The organism is Chryseobacterium sp. S90 (genome assembly GCF_047444895.1).
In the GTDB taxonomy this organism is placed as follows: Bacteria; Bacteroidota; Bacteroidia; order Flavobacteriales; family Weeksellaceae; genus Chryseobacterium.
In genome coordinates this window covers 270,138-293,340 of the sequence record NZ_JBLGCX010000005.1, presented here as the reverse complement: position 1 = coordinate 293,340, position 23,203 = coordinate 270,138, and the positions used below count along the sequence as shown (strand labels likewise).

General features: G+C 37.8%; 20 protein-coding genes. 13 read left to right on the top strand and 7 right to left on the bottom strand.

Annotation, left to right across the window (positions count from 1 at the left end):
• The first annotated feature begins 17 nt into the window (after positions 1–17).
• Positions 18–3,113, top strand: coding sequence for an efflux RND transporter permease subunit (locus ACLMCG_RS15165; RefSeq protein WP_413960031.1), 3,096 nt, complete (start codon positions 18–20; stop codon positions 3,111–3,113).
• Complete coding sequence (locus ACLMCG_RS15160) at positions 3,103–4,368, top strand: TolC family protein (protein WP_413960032.1); 1,266 nt, start codon at positions 3,103–3,105, stop codon at positions 4,366–4,368. Before ACLMCG_RS15165 ends, ACLMCG_RS15160 begins: the two co-directional genes overlap by 11 nt.
• A 298-nt stretch (positions 4,369–4,666) precedes the next feature.
• Here ACLMCG_RS15160 and ACLMCG_RS15155 read toward each other — a convergent pair whose 3' ends face one another.
• From ACLMCG_RS15155 to ACLMCG_RS15140, 4 genes are all read right to left on the bottom strand, one after another.
• Entirely contained in the window at positions 4,667–5,122 is a 456-nt protein-coding gene (locus ACLMCG_RS15155; protein ID WP_413960033.1) for a DUF1801 domain-containing protein, read from the bottom strand.
• Positions 5,123–5,146: 24 nt separating this feature from the next.
• Entirely contained in the window at positions 5,147–6,568 is a 1,422-nt protein-coding gene (locus ACLMCG_RS15150) for a hypothetical protein (RefSeq protein ID WP_413960034.1), read from the bottom strand.
• Positions 6,569–6,578: 10 nt separating this feature from the next.
• Positions 6,579–7,763, bottom strand: a complete 1,185-nt coding sequence (locus tag ACLMCG_RS15145; protein ID WP_413960035.1) for a hypothetical protein — start codon at positions 7,761–7,763, stop codon at positions 6,579–6,581.
• Positions 7,764–7,906: 143 nt separating this feature from the next.
• Positions 7,907–10,399, bottom strand: coding sequence for a GEVED domain-containing protein (locus ACLMCG_RS15140; RefSeq protein WP_413960036.1), 2,493 nt, complete (start codon positions 10,397–10,399; stop codon positions 7,907–7,909).
• A gap of 226 nt (positions 10,400–10,625) precedes the next feature.
• Between ACLMCG_RS15140 and ACLMCG_RS15135 the strand changes: the two genes are divergently transcribed.
• The 4 genes from ACLMCG_RS15135 (at position 10,626) to proC (ending at position 14,698) form a co-directional block, all read left to right on the top strand.
• A complete protein-coding gene (locus ACLMCG_RS15135) occupies positions 10,626–11,831 on the top strand; it encodes a pyridoxal phosphate-dependent aminotransferase (protein ID WP_413960037.1) in 1,206 nt (401 codons plus the stop codon).
• A gap of 10 nt (positions 11,832–11,841) precedes the next feature.
• Positions 11,842–12,327 carry a hypothetical protein gene (locus ACLMCG_RS15130; RefSeq protein WP_223599930.1) on the top strand — a complete coding sequence of 162 codons (486 nt, stop codon included), beginning with the start codon at positions 11,842–11,844 and terminating at the stop codon, positions 12,325–12,327.
• A complete protein-coding gene (gene murB, locus ACLMCG_RS15125) occupies positions 12,324–13,343 on the top strand; it encodes a UDP-N-acetylmuramate dehydrogenase (protein WP_413960196.1) in 1,020 nt (339 codons plus the stop codon). The genes ACLMCG_RS15130 and murB overlap by 4 nt, the downstream gene beginning before the upstream one ends.
• A 551-nt stretch (positions 13,344–13,894) precedes the next feature.
• Positions 13,895–14,698: a pyrroline-5-carboxylate reductase gene (proC, locus tag ACLMCG_RS15120; protein WP_223599929.1), complete on the top strand. Its 804-nt coding sequence runs from the start codon at positions 13,895–13,897 to the stop codon at positions 14,696–14,698.
• Here proC and ACLMCG_RS15115 read toward each other — a convergent pair.
• The gene (locus tag ACLMCG_RS15115; protein WP_223599928.1) at positions 14,688–15,101 is read right to left on the bottom strand and encodes a VanZ family protein; all 414 of its coding nucleotides are present in this window, start codon (positions 15,099–15,101) and stop codon (positions 14,688–14,690) included. The two genes, proC and ACLMCG_RS15115, sit on opposite strands and share 11 nt — an antisense overlap.
• Before the next feature lie 56 nt (positions 15,102–15,157).
• On the opposite strand from ACLMCG_RS15115, the gene lnt reads away from it, so the two are divergent.
• Positions 15,158–16,792 carry an apolipoprotein N-acyltransferase gene (gene lnt, locus ACLMCG_RS15110; protein WP_413960038.1) on the top strand — a complete coding sequence of 545 codons (1,635 nt, stop codon included), beginning with the start codon at positions 15,158–15,160 and terminating at the stop codon, positions 16,790–16,792.
• Between the two features lie 153 nt (positions 16,793–16,945).
• On the opposite strand, the gene ACLMCG_RS15105 is transcribed toward lnt, so the two are convergent.
• The gene (locus tag ACLMCG_RS15105; protein ID WP_413960039.1) at positions 16,946–18,655 is read right to left on the bottom strand and encodes a T9SS type A sorting domain-containing protein; all 1,710 of its coding nucleotides are present in this window, start codon (positions 18,653–18,655) and stop codon (positions 16,946–16,948) included.
• A gap of 243 nt (positions 18,656–18,898) precedes the next feature.
• On the opposite strand from ACLMCG_RS15105, the gene rpmB reads away from it, so the two are divergent.
• The 6 genes from rpmB to ACLMCG_RS15075 all read left to right on the top strand — a co-directional run bounded on the left by rpmB (position 18,899) and on the right by ACLMCG_RS15075 (position 21,362).
• The gene (rpmB, locus tag ACLMCG_RS15100; protein WP_002976757.1) at positions 18,899–19,141 is read left to right on the top strand and encodes a 50S ribosomal protein L28; all 243 of its coding nucleotides are present in this window, start codon (positions 18,899–18,901) and stop codon (positions 19,139–19,141) included.
• A 6-nt stretch (positions 19,142–19,147) separates the two neighbouring features.
• A complete protein-coding gene (gene rpmG, locus ACLMCG_RS15095; RefSeq protein WP_027373683.1) occupies positions 19,148–19,330 on the top strand; it encodes a 50S ribosomal protein L33 in 183 nt (60 codons plus the stop codon).
• A 20-nt stretch (positions 19,331–19,350) separates the two neighbouring features.
• The gene (locus ACLMCG_RS15090) at positions 19,351–19,503 is read left to right on the top strand and encodes a DUF4295 domain-containing protein (RefSeq protein WP_002976755.1); all 153 of its coding nucleotides are present in this window, start codon (positions 19,351–19,353) and stop codon (positions 19,501–19,503) included.
• Between the two features lie 89 nt (positions 19,504–19,592).
• Positions 19,593–20,060, top strand: coding sequence for a RidA family protein (locus ACLMCG_RS15085; protein ID WP_413960040.1), 468 nt, complete (start codon positions 19,593–19,595; stop codon positions 20,058–20,060).
• 15 nt (positions 20,061–20,075) lie between these two features.
• Positions 20,076–21,029 carry a signal recognition particle-docking protein FtsY gene (gene ftsY / locus ACLMCG_RS15080; RefSeq protein ID WP_047425904.1) on the top strand — a complete coding sequence of 318 codons (954 nt, stop codon included), beginning with the start codon at positions 20,076–20,078 and terminating at the stop codon, positions 21,027–21,029.
• Between the two features lie 72 nt (positions 21,030–21,101).
• Positions 21,102–21,362 (top strand): GlsB/YeaQ/YmgE family stress response membrane protein, encoded by a 261-nt coding sequence (locus tag ACLMCG_RS15075; RefSeq protein ID WP_050019846.1) that lies wholly within the window; start codon positions 21,102–21,104, stop codon positions 21,360–21,362.
• A gap of 76 nt (positions 21,363–21,438) precedes the next feature.
• On the opposite strand, the gene sppA is transcribed toward ACLMCG_RS15075, so the two are convergent.
• Positions 21,439–23,196, bottom strand: coding sequence for a signal peptide peptidase SppA (sppA, locus tag ACLMCG_RS15070; RefSeq protein WP_413960041.1), 1,758 nt, complete (start codon positions 23,194–23,196; stop codon positions 21,439–21,441).
• Positions 23,197–23,203: the final 7 nt, after the last annotated feature.

Genomic DNA, 23,203 nt, shown 5'->3' with positions numbered 1-23,203 from the left:
ATGCGAAATCAAGAACTATGAAAAAATTACTAACAATCTCTATACAGAAAAGATGGCTGATGCTGGCTCTCTTCCTTTTACTGGGATTCTTCGGGTATTATTCCTGGACCAGATTATCCATAGAAGCCTATCCTGACATTGCGGACGTAACTTCCCAGGTGGTAACACAGGTTCCCGGACTCGCTGCTGAAGAAGTGGAACAGCAAATCACAATCCCTTTGGAAAGATCTCTGAACGGACTTCCCGGAATGCATGTGATGAGAAGCAAAAGTACCTTCGGACTTTCCATTATCACTATGGTTTTCGATGACGGGATAGATGATTACTGGGCAAGGCAGCGTATTCAGGAAAGACTGACGGATGTGGAGCTTCCTTATGGTGCACAACCAGGATTAGATCCCCTCACCTCTCCCATTGGCGAAGTCTATCGTTATATTATCGAAAGCAACAACCACAGTCTGCGGGAATTGACGGATTTACAAAAATTTGTTATCATTCCCCGTATCAAACAGGTGTCAGGAATTGCTGATGTAACCAATTTTGGGGGAATTACCACGCAGTTTCAGATCGAGCTGGATCCGCATAAGCTTGAACAATACGGATTATCTCTGTCTGAAGTTACCGAAACAATCTCCAAAAACAATGTAAGTGCAGGAGGAAGCATGCTTCCAAGAGGAAATCTTGCCTATGTTATCCGTGGAATAGGTTTGGTAAAAGACTTGGATGACCTTGGAAAAATTGTAGTCAAAACCCAAAATGGAGTTCCTGTTTTTCTTAATGACGTAGGAACATTGAAATACGGAAACCTTGAAAGAAAAGGAATTCTTGGCTATACAGACCGAAAACGAAATTATTCTGAGAGTGTGGAAGGAATTGTACTTTTATTAAGAGGACAAAACCCTTCACAGGTCCTGGAGGGTGTGCATGAAGCGATTGAAGAACTGAATAACGAAACACTTCCTCCCGGAGTAAAAATTCATCCTTTTCTGGATAGAACAGATCTTGTAAAAACTACTCTTACTACCGTTTCCCATACCCTTACCGAAGGAATTGTACTGGTTATTATCGTTCTGATTGTATTTCTTGGAAGCTGGCGGGGAGCATTGCTGGTGGCGATTACCATTCCGCTTTCTTTATTATTCGCTTTTATACTCATGCATTTTACCAATATTCCGGCCAATCTCCTTTCATTGGGAGCTATTGATTTCGGGATCATTGTAGACGGAGCTATCGTCATGCTGGAAACCATTCTCAAGAAACGGGAAGAAAATTCGGAAGAAACACTGGAAGAAAAGACCATTACCCAAAGAGTGATTGAGGTAGCAAAACCTATTTTCTTTTCAACCATTATTATCATTACCGCCTATCTACCTTTGTTTGCATTTGAAAGAGTAGAGAAAAAATTATTTACCCCTATGGCTTTTACTGTTGGATATGCACTATTGGGAGCCCTTGCCGTTGCACTGCTTCTAATTCCTGGATTAGCTTATGTGATCTATCGGAAACCACAGAAGATCTATCACAATAAATGGCTGGAGAAAATAAGCACAGCCTATGGAAAAAGCATTGAAAAAATAATGCAGACTCCTAAAAGAGTAATCATTCCTATTATGATAGTTCTGATTTCTGCCGGAATTCTCTCCTGGCATGTGGGAAAAGATTTTCTTCCCGAATTAGATGAAGGTTCCATCTGGCTGCAGGTGCAGTTACCTCCTGGAATTTCTTTAGCCAAATCAAAAGAAATGAGTGATACTTTGCGTGCCCGTACCCTGAAGCATCCTGAAATCACTTATATGATGATTCAGGCAGGACGTAATGATGATGGTACCGACCCATGGACCGCTTCCCACTTTGAAGTATCCATTGGAATAAAGCCTTACAGCGAATGGCCTTCAGGAAAAACAAAAGCAGACCTCATCAAAGAACTTGCCGCAGATTATAAAGACATGCCGGGATTCACCGTTGGATTTTCACAGCCTATGATTGACGGAGTCATGGATAAAATCTCCGGAGCACACAGTGAGCTGGTGGTAAAAGTATATGGAGAAGACTTTAAGGAAACCAGGCGAATTGCAGAGAATGTATTATCCACTTTAAATACAATTCCGGGTTCGGCAGATCTTGCTATCGATCAGGAGCCGCCGTTACCTCAACTGCAGATTATTGCCAACAGAGACAAGATTGCTCAATATGGACTGAATGTAGCAGATGTTGCCGACCTTATTGAAGTAGCATTGGGAGGAAAAGCCATTTCTCAGATCTTTATCGGCAATAAAGTGTATGATATTTCCTGCCGTTATACAGAAGACAGCCGCGATACGCCGGATAAAATCGGAAATCTGATGTTGACTTCAGCTTCAGGAGCAAAAATACCACTGTCTCAGGTGGCAGAAGTAAAATTAAGCACAGGTGAAAGTACCATTACCAGAGAAATGAACAAACGTCATCTTACGGTAAAGCTGAATCTGAGAGGAACTGATCTTTCTTCTTTCCTGAAAAAAGCACAGGATAAAATTGAAAAAGATATCAGATACGATCACGAAAAATACCAGATCAAATGGGGCGGGCAGTTTGAAAATCAAAACAGGGCTTATTCCAGACTGGCATTTATCGTTCCGCTGGCATTAGCTATTATGTTTCTGCTGCTGTATGGCGCATTTGGAGATTTCAGACAGGCTTTGGTACTGATGTCTATTGTTCCACTGGCATTATTTGGCGGAATGCTCGCTCTCAATATCCGGGGAATGTCTCTGAATGTATCTTCAGCCGTAGGATTTATTGCATTGTTCGGAGTTGCCATCCAGAACGGAGTCATTATGATTTCTCATATCAACGATCTGCGTAAGAAAGGATATGAACTGAAAGAGGCCGCCATCAAAGGAGCAAAAGACCGTTTCAGACCTGTACTGATGACCGCAACAGTTGCTGTAATCGGATTATTTCCGGCATCATTAGCTACAGGAATAGGTTCTGATGTACAGCGTCCACTGGCAACTGTCATTGTTTATGGACTGATGTTCTCGACTATTTTAACCCTATTCGTATTGCCGGCTATTTATTTTATGGCTGAACGCCGAAACGAAAAACAAAATTTAGAAACAGATGAAAATTAGAGTTCGTTTTATCATATTATCTCTCGTATTGCTTTGCATCACAGGGATGAAGGCACAGAAAAAAGAACTTTTATCATTCGAAGAATACCTGAGCCTTGTCGGAAATAAAAATCTGGGATATGCTTCTCAAAAATACAATGTAAGTATGGCCGAAGCTGCTATCCAGACGGCCAATATGTTTCCTGACCCTCAACTGGAAATGGAAACCACCAATAACGGTGTGAATCAGAATATGGGATATGTGTATGGTGCATCAGTCGGTTGGACCCTTGAATTGGGTGGTAAAAGAAAAGCCAGGGTAAATCTGGCAAAGAATCAATCGGAGCTGAGCAAAATACAATTGCAGGATTTTTTCAGAAACCTTCGTGCAGATGCAAGTTTAGGATATATTGACGCTTTAAAATCCAGGGCTTTGCTTGAAGTACAGCAGGATTCTTATAAAAATATGCAGCAATTGACAAAGTCCGACAGTATCCGTTACAGATTGGGAACTATATCACTTGTGACGTCCAAACAAAGTAAGCTGGAAGCTGCTTCCCTTCTTAACGAAGTATATCAGGCTGAAAGTGCAGAACAGCAGGCGCTCACCAGTTTATTGGTTTTTCTTGGAGAAAGCAAAATTACAGACAGAGATGTTGCCGGAGACTTTAATGCATTCAACAGGGATTTTAGTATTGATGATCTGATTCTTCAGGCATTGAATGAACGGGCAGATTTATTGGCAGCCAGACAAAATACAGAGGTTGCCAAAAGTCAGATCAGCCTTGAAAAAGCTAATAGAGTTATAGATTTAGGCATCAGTGCCGGAGCAGAGCGACATACCGAAGCTACGAATGAAATTGCTCCTTCTCCCACCGTAAATGCTGTAAAAATGGGCATTAGCATTCCATTGAAATTTTCCAACAGAAGAAATGCCGGATTGAAAATAGCAGAAATGGCCCATTCGCAGGCAGAAGTTGAATACAAACAAATCGAACAAGGGATAAAAGCTGAAGTCATGCAGGCTTATCAGCAATATGCAGCCACTCAGAAACAGCTCAGACAATTTCATAACGGAATGCTTACGGAAGCACAAAGTATTCTGGAAGGAATCACCTACAGCTACAAAAGAGGAGAAAGCTCTATCCTTGAAGTACTGAATGCCCAGAGAACGTATAACAATGTAAGAAAAGATTATTATCAGACTCTTGCAGATAATGCAGCTGCTTTGATTGAGCTAGAACGTAAAGTGGGAATCTGGGATATTCATTTTTAGAAAGGAAGAGGGAAGCTGGAGGATGGAAGTTTCCGGATATCGATGGATAGATGAAAATCATTTTATTAATTTGGAGACTATATACAATTTTACACCATTGTCATTCTGACAAAGGAAGAATCCCACGTAAAGCTTAGATTCTTCATTTCACTACGTTACATTCAGAATGACAGACGGTAGCAAGATTAATGTAAAATTGTATATAAATATCAATAATTCTAAAAACACAAATATGGCTTCATCCTTCCAGCTTCCAGCATAAAAAAGGCCCTGAAATCTATTGATTTCAGGGCCTTTTTTATCTTTTATACTGAGATTCATAAATTCCGATCCAGTCATCAGGAGTCATTTTCTGACTCAGCTCGGCAATCAGTTCAAAAGGAATATCTTCCACTTTTTTGAAGCGGACACAGGATTTACCCATATCCAGCTTCTTTTTGGAATGTTTAGGATATTCTCCTACGAACCAATCCAGAAGTTCCGGTTTTGAATACAGACCCATATGATACAGTGCTATAAAATTCTTCTGAGAAGCCAGATTGATGAACGGCAGCGGTGTTCCGGGTGCACAGTGATATCCGGCAGGAAATATTTCCAAAGGAACTACCCAACCTATCATCCCATAATTTGTAGCGTCCTCAAAACCTTTCGGGAGATTATCATTTACCGCATCGTAAAGCTTTTTGAAAGCTTCCTGTCTTTCTTCAGGAATCTTTGAGATATAATCTTCTATGGAAACTGACTGAATCTGCATATTGTAATTTTTTCTAAAATACGATTATTTTATAAAATTGTATACACTGAACATCTGAACATCTTTGCTGCTCTTTTGAAGGAACATCATTTTGTTGACATTCGGAACATACTGAATCATATTTCCATCTGCAAAACCGTAGTTCTGGAAGAAGTTTCTTCCTTTATAATCAAGGCTTACTTCCTGAGGTTTCAGGTTGGCAAAATCAAAAACTTTCATAGAAAATCCTGTATTTCCAAATGCTCCTTTAGGGTAAAATGCAGAAATATAAAGTTTATCTCCGGCTTCAACCACGTGAATTCTTTTTCCTGTAGAAGTTCCAGCTGCCACAAATTGCTTTACTTCCCCTTCTTTATTAAATTTAATCAGCATTCCTGCATCCAGTGAATATACAGGATCCGGGAAACGATTCATTGTGGTAGGCATCGGTCTTGTCACCGTCTCCTGCTGAACAGCCATTAAAGTTTCATCCCCTTTCACAATAGTTTTGATAACCTTCACATCGTTCATATCTTTGCTTCCCGCTAAATTGGTATTGCTGATCACCGCTTTTCCGGATTTCATATCGTAGTACATTACCGTTCCGAAAGTACTTGCTCCGATAGTAACCGCCGCATTTTTTCTTCCAAAAGTTACCAGATAATCGTTATCGTTTTTGCTGAAAGCATATAACTTCTCAGGAATATATTTATCATCGAACGGAAGGTCTTTATCTTCCGTATTGGAAACCAGTTCCAGCTTATAAGATTCTTTCCATCCTGACGCTTTACGCAATACAACAATTTTTGCTGAATTCGTTAATGTCAAAGACTTTTCAACATAATCACTGCTCAATGTAATTTCTTTGTTCCAAACCGGAGAAAGAGTTCTCAGGTCCAATACCAGAACATCATTTATATTATCTGTTTTTTTGTTGGCAAATCTGTCATTGAAGATGGCTGCATATTTTCCGTTTTCTGAGAAAAGAACATACGTTGTACCCGATCTGTTGGTAGATTCAATATTGTATCTTGCAATACTCTTTGTTGTAAAAGTGCCTTCCTTTCTGCTGAAAACATGTTGAAAAACTTCCTTTCTGTTTTCTTTTCCGAAATATTCTTCTGTAAATGCTATAAATTTATCATCATCAATCTGCTGTGATCCCAAATAGTTGTGAAGAACACCATTCGTTTTGTTGGCGTAATCTTTCACATAAGTATCCACAAGACTTCCGTTCTGATCCAGTTTTCTCATCAATAATTTCTTGTGAGGGAAAACATTTCTCATCAGTCCGTCAATATTGATGGCACTGAACATATAAGAATTGTAATCATCTGCCAGTACCAGTTTATCATCCGTTTCAAGATTGGCATCCACCGTGAATTTTGTTCCCTCAGTCACTTTCGTCTGTGCATAAGAATACACAGAAGCAGTAATTAATGCCGAAGCAATAATCTGTTTAATCATATCGTTTTCTTTAGTTATTATAAATTTTTTCTTCTAATCTTTTCAGTTCAAGATTAGCATCGTAGGATAGTTTAATATCTACTAAGTGTTCCTGTAACTCATTTAAATATTTCTCTGCTTCCTGGTAGTTCCCTAATGCAATATTCAATCTGATCAGGTTGAAATAAAGATACTCCCCGATCTTTTGGTTGTAAAGCGCTTTCTTATCGTTGTAATTTACTTTTGTCAAAGCACTTTTCCAAAGATCAATCCCTTTCTGCATGTTTTCCATAGCTACTTTATTCGGAGCATAATCTGATTTTGCCTGAAGTTTTTTAAGATTGGTCGTAACGTAGATGTATGCTTTTTCCAAATCGTCATACTCTCCTTTGTTCTTTACAGTTGCCAAAGTCACTGTAGAATTGATGGTCTGATACCCAAAATTTTCATTAATAATATTCCTTGTACGGTCAATGGTTCTTTGCAGGAATCTTTTTTCCTGAGCATTAAGATTAATTTCATTGGTCGGAACGCTTGCTATTTCCGCAAAATCTGAGAAATAAGTTTTATCCAGTTTTACAGCACCACCCTGCTTCGCCGTGATCCTTGTAGGCTGATTGGCGAAAGTTTTCCCCTGATTGTCCTGAAAATTTGTTCTTTCCATTTCAATGACAATATCAAGATAATTTCCGCCTTTTGAAAAACCGATCACATCTATTTGTGAAGCCAGAATTTTATTATCCACAATTAAGGCATCTCTAAGATCTGGCTGCTGATACACCGGAACCGGCGGAATATTAAGGATAGGTCTTGAAGGTAATCTCAGCGTAGGAGCGCCATTAGTTGCCGCAATTTTTTCAACTGCTGATAACTTGCTGTATTCTGCAGACTCAAGTTTGTACTTTTCCTGAAGCTTTTTCACTTCAGCATCATAATCCTTCAATCTTTCTCCATGTTCATATTTGGCATTTTCAACGTTTGCCTGATAATTATCCACCTTTTTCTGGTGATCTTCTTTTGACAGTCTTACAACATCATCTTTTGTAATGTTATAGGGAGATTTTACCGTAATCGTATAGTTTCTGTTGGAAAGGTCTGTAGGAAAAACCGGTTCTTTCAAAAGCTGGAAGCTGATCATTTCTTTGTCAATTCTTTGAGCCTGTGAAAATTCGGAATAAAATAATGGGAGTAAAAAAAGTAGTTTTAATTTATTCATGGATGTTATAGTTTTCAGTGCAAATGTATAATAATTTCATCAACATTTTTTAAGAATAATTTGTCCAGTTATTATGTAATGGATGATAAAAAAGGCAGCCACACGAATGCAACTGCCTACAGAAATTATTAACTCAAAAAATTTTATTTTTTAATGGCTTTTACAGTAGATTTTGAACCATCTTTAAAGTTCATTGTCACTAAGTATAAACCAGTATTTAATTCTCCTAACTGAAGTTCTGTCGTTGGATTATCAATAGTTTTCACTACTCTTCCTGCCACATCAGTAACCGTTACAGATTTAACATTTTTGATATCTGCAACATGCAGAACATCTTTGAAAGGATTAGGATATATATTCACTTCTTTTTTCTTCAGATTTGTTTCTGAAGTTGATAAAGAGGTAGCCACTTCAAAGGTAAAATCAATAAATTCTCCTCTTGAAATAGCTCCACAAGGGTTTGATGGCGCTGTACTGTTATAATCAGTTACTACTCTCATTCTATAAGTTCCTAGAGGAGTTCCCGCAGGTACAGTAATAGTTCCGGAAGTATTTGTTATATAAGTATTAGTAACAAACATTCTTTCCGAAGCTTCAAAAGTTAAATTGTTATTCCAGTCTACCCAAACCGCTATTCCACATGTTGGACCTCCTGCAGTGAAAGACACTGAAGTGTCGGATCCTGGAGCATTTATAATCTTGTTATTGCTTGTTATTAAATTTTGATATCCACCTGCAACACTTGAGCCAGATGAATAAGCCATATTTATCAATCCTCCGGTAGAACTGAAGTCAGAAAGCCACGAGTTCTGAGAAGCAGATGAAGGCAGACAGTATCCTGTTCTGAATGCAGTAACTTCACTCCAGATACTTTTGTCACTGCCACTACATACAGATCTTACCCATGCATAGTAATTCGTGTCAGCAGATAGTGAACTTAATGGTGCTGAAGTTGTGGTAGAAGTTACGGAATTGGTAGCATTCAACACAGTTGTAGCATCAGGTGCGGTATTGGTTGTACTGTAATATACTTCGTATCCGTTTGCAGGAACTGAGGATGGTGCTGTCCAACCTATCATTGCAGCATTCGTTGTCACGTTTGATGAAGTAGCTGCTGTTGGCTCAAGACAGGAAGGAATATTCTGAACGGTAATATTATCAATATAAATAGAACGTGAAGTACCTCCCAAACCATGTTTAAATGCTAACTGTAAATCAGAACCCGCAGGAATATTAACAGTATATTGTGTGTGGGTAGTTGTCAGAGCAATAGGAGAACCAATTGGTGTAAAAGAAGCAGGATCAGCAGGGTTTGATAATGTCCCCACTAATAATGTGTAATTACTTCCTCCTCCTTTTGCATAGAATCTTACACGCTTGGTACCATCTGAAAGGTTTACAGTTGGAGGTGCAACCAGCATTTGGCTACCCGTAGTAGCAGTTGAATTGGTCATGTAATACGCATTAGGTGCTGAATAGTTACTTGTTGTAGTTACATACCCATAGCCTGCAAATGATGCACTTTCCAGATATGCCCAGCAGCTTGGTGCATTAGTATTTGATGAGGAACCTGTACTTGTTGTATCAAAGTTTTCTGTGTAAGGAACCGTAAAAGTAGAACAAGCTGTTTTAAATGTTCCTGCAAAAGACCATACACTTTGGCCTGTCGCCGTGTTACAATTGGATCTTACCCAATAATAATAGGTTGTATTGGAGTTAAGACCTCCAATCGTTGTACTTGTCCCTGTTACTCCCGGATAAGTAGGCATTACTGTGCTTGCCGGTGTTGTATTTGATGTACTGTGGTATACATCATAACTGGCAGCACTACCTGTCCATGACACTAAAGCAGAATTAGCTGTGATGCCTGAAACCGCCTGCAATACAGGAGGCATACAATCCGAATAAGCGTCTGCTGAAAAAGCAAAAATATTTGGTATTCCTGAACCACTTACCTTAGTTACTGTTACACTTTGTATCAGTTTTGTCTGATTTGCTGCATCTATTGCCAGTTCAGCCTGATATAATCTTGGATTGGTTCCGCCTTCAGGAGAAGGAACATCATCACCAGCTCCAGGAGTAGCTCCCGGCTTTTTAATCCTTCCTATTCCCTGGATTGCAAAATTAGATCCATTATACCAGTCTGCAAGACTGATACTTGAAAACGTCTGTGAACTCCCATCTGTAAAATTGACCACTACACTTACTGTAGAAGTCCCACTTCCACTTACAGCAAGCATATAGAGTTTGGTCGCCGCCTTTGATGTTGTAAATGCCAAAGTTCCGTTATCACTGGTTGCAGCCAGTCTTAAAGAATTGTTCGCATTCAAACTTGCTAACTGAAAACTCAATCCGGGAGTGGTTCCCACTACAGAATTAATAACTCCATCAACAGGAATACCATACGTAATCGCTGCACTTGTGGAGGTCAGCTGAAAATCTTTCGCTATAAAAGCGTAAGAAACTCCGTCTACGTCATTATTTGTAGTAACTGTTGAAGAACCTATCCCGTTGGCAATTACATCAGCTGTAAAGCCTGAAGAAACCGGCATAGTTTGATAATTTTGAGCCATGAGTACACTGGCAGAAAAGAGAGCGATAGCAGGTACCACTCTAGAAAATAAATTTATTACCATTTTAATCACATTTGAGGCGAAATTTAGTAAAAATAATAATACGAAAATGTTATTTTTAACAAAATCTTAAACTTTATTCAAAAAGTGTGAAAAATTAACACCAAACATCATTTAAATAAGCAACTTTCAAAGACAACGTAAAACTTAATGAAACATCTTCTTATTGATTCTTAATTTTATTATTGAGAAATTAAATCCTATTTTTGTCATACAAATTTTTTGAACAATGCCGAATATTTCAAACAGAGCACTGCATATGCCGCCATCGCCGGTAAGAAAACTGGTTCCCGTTGCATTACAAGCAAAACAGAAAGGAATAAAAGTATACCACCTTAATATCGGACAGCCTGATATTGAAACTCCGGAAACAGCTTTAAATGCTTTAAAAAACATCGATTTAAAAGTATTGGAATATGCGCTTTCTGAAGGAAATATAGAATACAGAAAGGCCCTTACAGAATATTATCATTCTTTAGGTTTTTCAGATCTTACTCCTGATAACTTCATTGTTACCAATGGAGGTTCTGAAGCCCTGAACTTTGCCATTTCTACTTTATGTGATGAGGGTGACGAAGTGATTATTCCTGAGCCTTACTATGCCAACTACAATGGTTTCACCAGCACATTTGATGTAAATGTAGTAGCCATATCTTCTACTATTGATACTGGTTTTGCTTTGCCTCCTATTGAAGAATTCGAGAAAAAAATCACAGAAAAAACAAGAGCAATCATTATCTGTAACCCAGGAAACCCTACCGGATATCTGTATACCCGCGAGGAACTTCAGAAGCTTGCAGACATTGCTTTGAAATATGATATTGTAATCATTTCTGATGAAGTATACAGAGAATATGTATATGACGGAAAACAGCAGATCTCTATGTTTGATTTCCCTGAATTAGCTGAAAACTGTATCATCATTGATTCTGAATCCAAACGTTATTCTATGTGTGGAGTAAGAATCGGATGTCTGGTTACCCGTTCTAATAAAATCCGTAATGCTGCCATGCTTTTTGCACAGGCGAGATTAAGCCCGGTTCTTTTAGGACAGATTGCCGCAACAGCAGCACACCAGAATGATGGTGCCTACATCAGAGCAGTAAGAGAAGAGTATACTCACAGAAGGAATGTATTGGTAGATCTTTTGAATGCTATCCCAGGCGTAATCTGCCCAAAACCTAGAGGAGCTTTCTACTGTGTTGCTGAACTTCCGGTAGATGATACTGAAAAATTTGCACAGTGGCTGCTTGAAAAATATTCTCTTAACAACGAAACCATCATGGTAGCTCCTGCAGGAGGATTCTACAGTGATCCTGAATTAGGAAAAAAACAGGTAAGAATTGCCTACGTTCTGAAAGAAGAAGATTTAAAAAGAAGTGCTGAAATTCTGAAAGAAGCTTTAAAGAAGTACAGAGAAGAATTCAGTCTGTAAAATATATCCTATGCCGACAACAAAAAAACTACATCTGAAAATACCGTTTTCGATTCTTTTGCTGTCGGCATTTTTTTCCTGTGATTCCAAAAAAACGGAACAGACTATTTCTCATCAAAATCCGCACGAGATTACTTTCATCAGTGTTTCCGACATCGGAGGACATCTTGGGAATTACAGAATTGTTAAAGTCACAAAAGATTCCGTTTTTGCAGAAAAAGGAATGACGGCCAATCAGACCCATAAAAAATGGACATCTGCCATCAGTTCCAACACATGGAAACAGCTTGTATCATCAGTAAGGATTGTAGATCTCGACCATATTAAAAGCTCTCCCAGCCTACAATCGGTAGACGGAACAGATGAAACTTTTCAGATCCGGACTCCGAAAAAATCACACATCTACGTGAATGCTTATGTAGACACTTTACATTACAAGCAATTACAACAACTTAAAGAACAAATAGACAAAATTCTTCCCAAAGAATACAAATAAACATGCAGGAAAATTTTTCACTAAAGCCTTATAACACATTCGGTGTTGAAGCCAAAGCCCGCTATTTTACTGAAGTCAATACAATTGATGAACTAAAAGAGGCTCTTATTTTCTCGAAAAACCAATCTCTTCAGCTTCTGTTTTTAGGAGGAGGAAGCAATATTCTTCTTACCAAAGATTTTGACGGTCTTGCCATCAGACTTAATTTAAAAGGAATTGCCGAAGAGAACATCAATGAAAATGAAGTATTGGTAACAGCTAAGGCAGGTGAAAACTGGCATGAATTTGTAATGTACTGCCTGCAGCAGAATTTTGGAGGGTTAGAAAATCTTTCTTTAATCCCGGGAAATGTAGGTACTTCTCCGATGCAGAATATCGGGGCTTATGGGACAGAGATCAAAGATATTTTTGTAAGCTGTGAGGTATTGGATTTAGAAAATCTTGAACTGAGAACATTCAATCTTGAACAGTGCAGGTTCGGTTACAGAGATTCTATCTTTAAACAGGAAGGAAAAGGCAGATATGTTATTCTCGAAGTCACTTTTAAGCTTACCAGAAAAGACCATTCGATCAAAACAGAATATGGTGCGATCAAATCTGAACTGGAAAATCTCGGCATTGAAAATCCAACCATTCAGGATATTTCAAAAGCAGTTATCAATATAAGACAAAGCAAACTGCCGGATCCTAAAGAAATCGGAAATGCCGGAAGCTTTTTCAAAAATCCAACTATTCCTCTAGCTCAATTTGAAGATTTAAAGCAAAAGTTTGAAAATATTCAGGGGTATCCTAATGGTGATATGGTAAAAGTTCCTGCAGGATGGCTGATTGAACAATGTGGCTGGAAAGGAAAGCAGATCGGAAATGTAGCTTCACACAAATTGCAGTCCCTGGTGATCATCAACGCTACCGGAAATGCTACTGGAAAAGAAATTTTTGATTTTTCCACAGAGATTATTAATTCTGTAAAAGAAAAATTCGGAATTGAACTCGAAAGGGAAGTTAATATTATTTAATCTAAAAAATATATAAAGGCTGGTGAATACAGTCTTTTTTTATACACTATTTCTAAAAATATTGGTAAACGCAAAGGCGCAGGGGTATTAATTTCTTTGAGTTTTTAAGGCACAAGGATTTTATCTCAGATAAAATGCGTTATGGCTGCATGATAGCTGGAAAATGTAAGGCTGGATTCTTTCAGAATGACAAACACAACGCTTAGCTTATCCGTACACTTTGTCATTCCGTAGGAATCTATGCATAGATGGAATGAAAAATACAAGGATACAAGTTATTTTCTAAGCTTTATGTTGTAAGGCGCTAAGATTTATCTCCGATAAAATTCAATGCTGTTCGATCTTTGTGCGACAAAAAGGATTAACCTTATCTTATTTCATTCTCACCCTTGCAGAAAATCTCACATTGAGCGGAGTCGAAATGTTCTTGCGCCTTAAAACAGCATGTCATTCAAAATCTTTGCGCCTTTGCGTTTTCCAACAATAACTCGTCACAAATTATTCCTGCATCCCAAAAAATCATTATTTTAGCTTAAAAATTACAATTTGTGATGAAAATAGCTATTCTTGGAGCCGGAAACATGGGACTTTCTTTTTCGAAATCATTTTTGAAATACGAGCTGATCAAACCTGAACATCTGCATCTGATTATCAGAAATCAGGAAAAAATCTCCAAAATAGCTGAAGAATTTCCCAAATCTAAAATTTCCACCTTTGAAGAAGTAAAGGAACTCGATGCTGATTTGATTATCATCGCTGTAAAACCTCAGGATTTTCAGTCCGTTGCCCAAAATATTCAATTTACTTTAAAAGAAAACCAGATGGTATTATCCATTATGGCGGGAATCAATATTGAAAAAATTCAAAAATTACTGAATCATCCGCTCGTTGTAAGAGCAATGCCGAACTCCCCTACCCTTTTGGGAATGGGAATTACGGGATATACTGCTGCAGACGGAATTTCTTTCAGTCAACTGATAAGTATAGAAAGATTACTGAACAGCACCGGAAGATCGGTTTATCTGGAAGAAGAAGAACTTCTGGACGGTGTTACGGCGCTTTCAGGGAGTGGCCCTGCTTACTTTTATTACATCATTGATGCAATGATTAAGGCTGGTATTGAAATGGGAATTGAAGAAAACCTCTCTAAACTTTTTGTAAAACAGACAATGCTGGGAGCTTACCACCTGATCAACAACTCAGAAAAAAACCTTGAAGAACTTATTAAAGATGTTGCCTCTAAAGGCGGAACTACTGAAGCTGCTTTAAAAACATTTGAAGACAACAGTTTCAAAGAAATTCTGAAAAAGGGAATTCTGAATGCCGAAAAACGCGCCAAGGAACTTAATAATTAAATCTTTTTTCAAAAATCCTGCAAAATACCCATCCCAGATACACCCCAAATGTATTCAGGATGATATCGTCTACCTCAAATATTCCCATTCTTGTAAAGTATTGCAGTGCTTCAACAATAACTATGCACGAGATAAAGCTAAATAGTAATGGTTTTAGTTTTTTCAGATCAGGCAAAACCCAGCCCAAAAATCCAAAAGGAATAAACATGATAATATTTCCAAGGACAATCATTACAATATCTATTGTCCTATTCGGGCCCTGGATAAATCTTATTGTAGAAAAAACAGGTTCTAACGTAAGGAGATTTTCTTCATACTGAAACCTGCCCATTCCCAAAAACATCAGGTAAAGCAGAAACAGAGTGTACGGAACAATACTAATTTTATATATTTTCTTTAACATTGAACTGCTAATATATTCATTTCAAAAACATTAAATTTGTGTATTAAAATAATTTAATGAAATACGTTCTACTTACACTTATTTCAGCAATGCTGCTGTCGGTTTCATGGCCAACTTATGGAGTTCCGTTTTTTATATTTTTTGCCCTTGTTCCTCTTCTGATGATGGAGCATGGAGTTTCAAAATTCTCAGATTATAAAAGGAAAAGCTGGGTCGTCTTCGGATTGTCTTATCTATGTTTTGTGATCTGGAACATAGTCACTACAGGATGGCTGTATGGCTCAAAGAATCCTGACGGAAGCCATTCTCTGATGGCTGTAGTATTCCCGGTATTGGTCAACTCTCTTTTATATTCATTAGTATTCCAATGTTATCACTGGTACAAAAATGCTCAGGGAACTTATTGGGGACTAGGATTCCTAATCGCGATCTGGATGAGCTTTGAAAAATTTCATTTGGGATGGGAACTGACATGGCCATGGCTGAATCTGGGGAATGTATTTGCCGACTACCCAAAACTGATCCAATGGTATGACACTTTAGGAGCTACCGGAGGAAGCTTCTGGATTCTTCTGATCAATGTTCTGATTTTTTATACCGTAAGAACCTGGGAAGCTGGAAGAAAGAGAAAAGACCTGATTAAAAATTCAGCCATTGTTGGAGCTTTAATTATTCTTCCGATGATTATTTCAATGATCAAATACAATAATTTTGACGAAAAACCAGCCGGACAGGTCAGCGTTCTGATGCTGCAGCCGGATCTTGACCCTTATGCTGAAAAGTATTCGAAAGACAGCCTTACCATTGAACAGGATTTACTGGCACTTGCTGAAAAAAATTCTACCGGTAAAATTGATTATTATATTGCGCCGGAAACTGCTCTTCCCGGCAGAGGATCTATTTCCGAAACAGCTTTTGAAAAGAGTTTACTTTTAAACAATATCAAAGGATTTCTATCCAATCATCCGGGATCTGTTTTTGCAACCGGAATTTCTTCGCACCGTTTTTTTTATAATCCTGCTGATTTACCTAAAGAAGCTTACCAGATCAATAGCGGTGTTTGGGTAAGCAGTTATAATACGGCGATTCAACTTGTGCCTAATCAGAAAGTACAAGCCTACCACAAAGGAAAACTGGTACCTGGTGTTGAAATATTTCCTTATATGAATGTTTTAAAACCTCTTTTAGGAGATGCCATGCTTAATCTGGGAGGTACTGTAGCCTCGCTGGGAACAGACAAGGAAAGAGTTGCTTTTTCAAATCCTTATAATAAAGGAAAACTGGCACCTATCATCTGCTATGAAAGCATCTATGGTGAGTTTGTAACAGACTACGTAAAAAAAGGAGCTAATTTTTTAGCCATTATGACCAATGATTCCTGGTGGGGTGTTACAGAAGGCCATAAACAGCTTTTATCTTATGCTAAACTGAGAGCTATTGAAACCAGAAGAGAAATTGCCCGTGCTGCAAACAGTGGAATTTCTGCCCATATCAATGCTAAAGGTGAGGTGACCGCTGATACTTTCTATGGAGACAAAACAGCCTTATTTGCAAAAGTGAACCTGTATGATACAATGACATTTTATACAAGGGCGGGTGATCTTCTTTCAAGATTTTCAATATTTGCACTCGGATTTTTACTGTTTTATTTCTTAATCGAATGGTTCAAAAAGAAAACAAAGAAAGCATAGTTTTTTAAACACAAATTGCACAATTTTTTGCACGAACAACACAAGAATCAACGATCAAAGATTCTGCAGATTATTCAGATTTATTCCATAAAAAAGAGAAAAGCCAGCTGGACGTCTGGCTTTTCTCATTGATAGAAGATAGAATTGATTCAATTACTTAATCGTAAGCTTCCTTGTGGTTATTTCAGTTTTTATCTTCAGTTTTAATAAATAGACTCCTTTAGGTAAATGAGAAACATCAATTGACTGATCTCCATTTACACTGATATTCAGCTTTTTTCCATCCATTGAATACATTTCAGCTTCTGAAACCTTCTCTCCTTTGATATACACTTTATCTGATGTAGGATTCGGATAGATCACAACATTTTTATCAGATTTAATTTCTGCTGTTCCCAGTACACTTTGCACGGAAGCATCAGAATATACCTTTGAAGCATCAATAGATTTCACACTCCAGTACACATTCTGAATGGCCGGATCAAGATCCAGAAACCATGATGGGGTCGTCACGACATATTTAGCAATATCATGAGCGCCCTGTGTAGATCCTACCGTAATTTCATAACGCAATGCATTTACCGGAGTTTTGTCATCCGAAGCACCACTCCATGTAAAATTAAAACGGTTTCCGTTTTTGGTCATATTCAGTTGAGTTGGCGGTGTAGGCTTTGCATTTGCGGCAGCAGAATTATTTTTAAATACTTTAGTGAGTGAAGGCAGATCAGAAGCAGCCCAGTCAAATCCACCCAACAGGATATCCAGATGATGATCATTATTAAAATCAAACAGCTGTACCAGTCCCGGACCTCCAAGCGCAGTTATACCCGTTAATGCTCCTTCATTAAACTTGTTATTAGAAACATCATAAATATATGTCTTCACAACAGCATTATAGTTTTCATTTCCTGAAATGATAAAGTCATAATACCCGTCATTATTAAGGTCACCAACACTCAGCGAAAGATCTGAAATATCAGTTCCGGTAATTGTTTGAGGGGTCAGATTACCTGTACCATCGTTCATCAGAACAGCAAAATATCCTTCATCATTTCCGTCTCTCCCAATCACCACAACATCCTGAAAACCATCCGCATTGAAGTCTGCAAAATCTATCTTCCCAACAGCTACAGGTGCGAGATCCTGCGTAGGAGTAAGAACGCCTGCCTGATTCATATATACTTTAGAAACCGGATCACCATTGATATCTGATCCGATAATGACCAGATCAAGAAGCTTGTCATTATTAAGATCTACTACTTTAAAGCTTCCGCTCTGAGTTCCGTCCACCCAGTTTGCTGTCAGATCAAAACCGGTACCTGTATTCTTATAATAATCCAATGTATTTCCAAACCCTCCTCCATGGGCATATTGAGTTCCGTTGATGGCATAATCCGATTTCCCATCATGATTAAAATCAAAAACTTCTACAGATCCATAAATTTTCCCGGGAAGTTCAGCTTCTTTTACAAACCCTGTTCCTGTATTTTTGAATCTGTATAGTTTATAATTTACAACATCCATATAGCTGAGTCCTGTGGAGATAATATCCATCAACCCGTCATTATTATAATCAATAAATCTGATATCTCCCAGATGGGTCACATCAGCTCCTAATCCGGTATAAGGCAATAATGTCGTTCCATTGTTCTGATATACTTCATTATAAGTACTGTCTACATTTCCATCACCATCAGAATCTATTGCTCCGTTCAGCACGATATCCATTGTACCATTGTTGTCTATATCAGCAATGTCTGCCGCTGAATAATAAAAATTATTCATGCTGGTCTGTACCTCTGTAAAATTCTGGGCCATCAGACTTACAGGCAACATAGACAATAAAATATAAATCCTCTTCATAGTTGTTTTTATTTAGATTAATTAAAAACAAAGATAGAATATTAACTTCTTTGCTTAAAAAAAAGGCTGTATGAATTATATCAGCACTGATTATCTGCTGTATCCCAAGGATTCTGCTATTTTAAAAATTCATGATTATTAATCAGTCACTTATTTGCAAATATTTTCTAAAAGATTTGTCTATCTAAAAAATTCTTCGTTATTTTGCACTCTCAAATATTATACAAATAAGAACATCGAGATATGTCAAGAATTTGCCAAATAACAGGAAAGCGTGCAATGGTTGGTAACAACGTTTCTCACGCTAATAACAAAACGAAGCGTCGTTTTGAAATTAACTTATTAGAGAAGAAGTTTTACCTTCCAGAGCAAGATAAGCACGTAACACTGAAAGTATCAGCTCATGGATTGAGAGTGATTAACAAGATTGGAATCGAGGAAGCTATTGAAAGAGCTACTAGAAACGGATTGATTAAAAAGAATTAATAAATCATGGCAAAAAAAGGAAATAGAGTTCAAGTAATCCTTGAATGTACAGAGCACAAAGAAAGCGGTATGCCAGGAATGTCTAGATACATTTCTACAAAAAATAAAAAGAACACTACAGAGAGATTGGAATTGAAAAAATACAATCCTGTTCTTAAGAGATCTACCCTTCACAAAGAAATTAAGTAATTTATAAATAATAACTTACCATGGCAAAGAAAGTAGTAGCAACCCTACAAAGCGGTCAGTCTAAGAAAATGACAAAAGTGGTGAAAATGGTTAAGTCTTCTAAATCAGGAGCTTACGTTTTCGAAGAAAAAGTAATGAATGCTGACGAAGTAGACGGTTATTTGAAAAAATAATCAGTACTTTGTTTACAATATAAAAAACTACTCATATTTTGGGTAGTTTTTTTGTTATCTTTGTGCACCAGATTATTAATCAGTAAAGTATGAAAAAGATACTTGTTCTGGCCTGCACAGCAACTTTTCTATTTTCATTCAGTCAGAAAACAATGAACCCTGTAGAATATAAAAGTTCGCCAAAAGTTTTCAACATCAAAGGACTGTCACAGTCAGTAAGTATTGACTGCGGGAGTTCCAAAATGATTTTATTATCCGGACAGGTGCCTTTGGATCCGGAAGGCAACCTTGTGGGGAATACGATAGAGGAGCAGACTCAGCAGGTTTTCAAAAATATCGAGAACATCCTGAAAGAATATGGAGGAACAGGAAAAGACATCATTAAGCTGGGAATCTTTACCACAGACATCAAAAAAACACCTGATTTCAGAAAAGTAAGGGATTTGTATGTCAATCTTCAAACCCCTCCTCTAAGCAGCCTTGTGGAAGTAAGCAGGCTTTTCAGAGATGATGTGCTTATAGAAGTAGAAGCCACAGCAGTGATTAAAAATAAATAAGAATAAACTAAAACTATGAGTTGGTTTAAAAATATTTTCAAAAAAGAAGAAAAAGAAACCTTAGATAAAGGATTGGAAAAATCCAGCCAGGGATTCTTTGAAAAAATGACGAAAGCCGTAGTCGGTAAAAGCAAAGTAGATGACGAAGTTCTTGATGATCTTGAAGAAGTACTTATTGCATCCGATGTAGGCGCCTCTACTACTATTAAAATCATAGGAAGAATTGAAGAACGTGTTGCCAGAGACAAATATGTAAGTGTAAACGAACTGGATAAAATTCTTCGTGATGAGATTTCAGGATTATTGCTTGAAAATCCTCACGCCGGTACAGGAAATATTGATACCTCCAAAAAACCTTATGTCATCATGGTGGTAGGAGTAAATGGAGTGGGAAAAACAACGACTATCGGAAAACTGGCTCACCAGTTCAAATCAGAGGGTAAAAAAGTAGTTCTCGGAGCTGCTGACACCTTCAGAGCCGCTGCAGTAGATCAACTGGTGATCTGGAGCGAAAGAGTGGGCGTCCCTATCGTAAAACAGGAAATGGGATCTGATCCCGCTTCTGTGGCATTTGATACTGTACAAAGCGCTGTAGCACAAAATGCAGACGTTGTGATTATTGATACGGCGGGAAGACTTCACAACAAGATCAACCTGATGAACGAACTTTCCAAGATCAAAAGAGTAATGCAGAAAGTAATTCCTGATGCACCTCATGAGATCCTGCTGGTTCTTGACGGCTCTACCGGACAGAATGCCTTTGAACAGGCAAAACAGTTTACAGCAGCCACGGAAGTAAATGCATTGGCAGTTACAAAACTAGACGGAACAGCAAAAGGAGGTGTGGTAATTGGTATCTCTGACCAGTTCCAGATTCCGGTTAAATATATTGGTGTAGGCGAAAAAATGCAGGATCTACAGCTTTTTAATGGTACGGAATTTGTAGACTCATTCTTCAAGAAAAGATGATTTATATCATGTTTTCCCTTATATTAGCAACAAATCAATTTTAAATACTAACAATTAAAAAAATTTGCAACTATGGGAATACTAACATGGATCTTATTCGGTCTTATTGCAGGTGCAATCGCTAAAATGATCATGCCCGGAACTCAGGGAGGAGGATGGCTAATCACTATTATCCTGGGGATTCTGGGAGCATTTATAGGGGGAGCTATAGGAGTTTACATTCTCCATTGGGGAGATGTCACTTCATTCTGGAATCCGAGAAGCTGGATTCTTTCAATCGGAGGCGCATTAATCATCCTCTGGATTTACGGAATGGCTACCAAGAAAAGCTGATATTAACGCTGATAAAAAATAAAATCCCGGATCTGAAATTTCAGATCCGGGATTTTTGTATACAATATAAATTTAGTTAGTTGTTGATTCTGATCTGGTAAGGCATTTCCATTTTTACCTCAGACTGCAGCTTTTTGTCTGTAATCTGCTGTAGAATCTCATAGTTGGATTTACCGATCTTGTTCTTAATAATTCTTGCAGAAACGTCCTCTTCATTCAGATCCTTGAAGATTTGCTCAAATGGTGACATTCTCTTAGGGAAAGCGTCTACCTGGTAAGACTTCAGTCCTGCTTTTTGTGCAGCAAATTTCACAGCATCATTCAAAGTACCAAGTTCATCTACTAAACCGATCTCTTTGGCACGAACTCCGCTCCATACTCTACCACCACCTACATTATCAATCTGCTCAAAAGTTTTCTTTCTGTTCTGCGTTACAAAATGTACAAATCTTTTATAAGTACCTTCCACACTTCTCGTCATCATATTTACCCCATAAGGAGTCACTCCGTTTAGTCCTGAATAATACATAGAATTAGCATTCGTAGAAACAATATCCGCACGGATTCCGTTTTTGTTCGCAATATCTTTATAATAAGGCATTACCCCAAATACTCCGATAGAACCGGTAAGTGTATTAGGCTCTGAATAAATCTTATCAGCTGCCATGGCAACATAGTATCCTCCTGAAGCCGCATAGTCACCAAAAGAAACTACCAATGGCTTTTTCTTTTTCAGCTGCTGCAATTCAAATAAAATCTCATCTGAAGCATTGGCACTTCCTCCAGGAGAGTTGATTCTGAAAACTACTGCCTTCACTTTGTCATCATCCTGAAGCTTTTTAATATACTTCACATATTTCTCAGAATGAATATCATTATATTCGTCTCCGTTGTTGATAGATCCTGAAGCATAAAGCACCGCGATCTTTTCACCGGATTTGTCCTCATCAGCATAAGAATTGATATAGCTCGTCAAAGAAACCTTATTCAGTTTTTCTTTTTCTTTTACACTCAGTTTTGCCTTAAGAAGATCTTCATATTCTGATTTCTGAATAAGTTTATCCGCAAGCTTATATTTTAAGCTCTGCTCAGGAATCATTCCGTATAAGCTGTCTGTAATTGTTCTGAACTGAGCGGTATCAATTTTTCTTGAAGCAGCCATTTTATTGGACGTATTTTTCCAAAGATCATTCAAGAGAGTACTTAACTGTTCTTTATTTTCAGGAGAAATATCATTTCTTAAAAAGGGTTCTACGGCAGATTTGAATTTACCATGACGGATCACTTCAATCCCAATACCATATTTATCAGCAAAATCTTTAAAGAAAGTAACTTCAGTGGAAAGACCTTTCAATTCAATACCTCCAGCAGGATGCAGATAATATTTATCTGCTACTGATCCTAAATAATAAGCTGATTGTGATACTCCGTTTCCGTAAGCATACACAAATTTTCCGCTCTTCTTAAAATCTTCAATAGCATTTCTAAGATCATCAATCTGAGTCAGACCTGCATTCAGATTATCTGCCTCAATACTGATTCCTTTGATATTATCATCGGTCTTTGCTTTATTAATAGCTTCCAATGCATCATATAAAAGAACACTTTTATTTTGGCCACCTATACCAAACAATCCCATCTCCTCTTCAGTAGGACTATCGATTATATTTGTCTTTAAATTAATCGTAAGAACCGAGTTCTTTTTCACCGCCACCGACTTATCATTTCCCATAGAACTGAACACGAGCATCATAATGAAAAAGATGAAAAATAAAGCGCAAAGTATGACAATTGCTACTATATTTGCCAAAACATTTTTGAAGAAACTTCTCATAAATCAA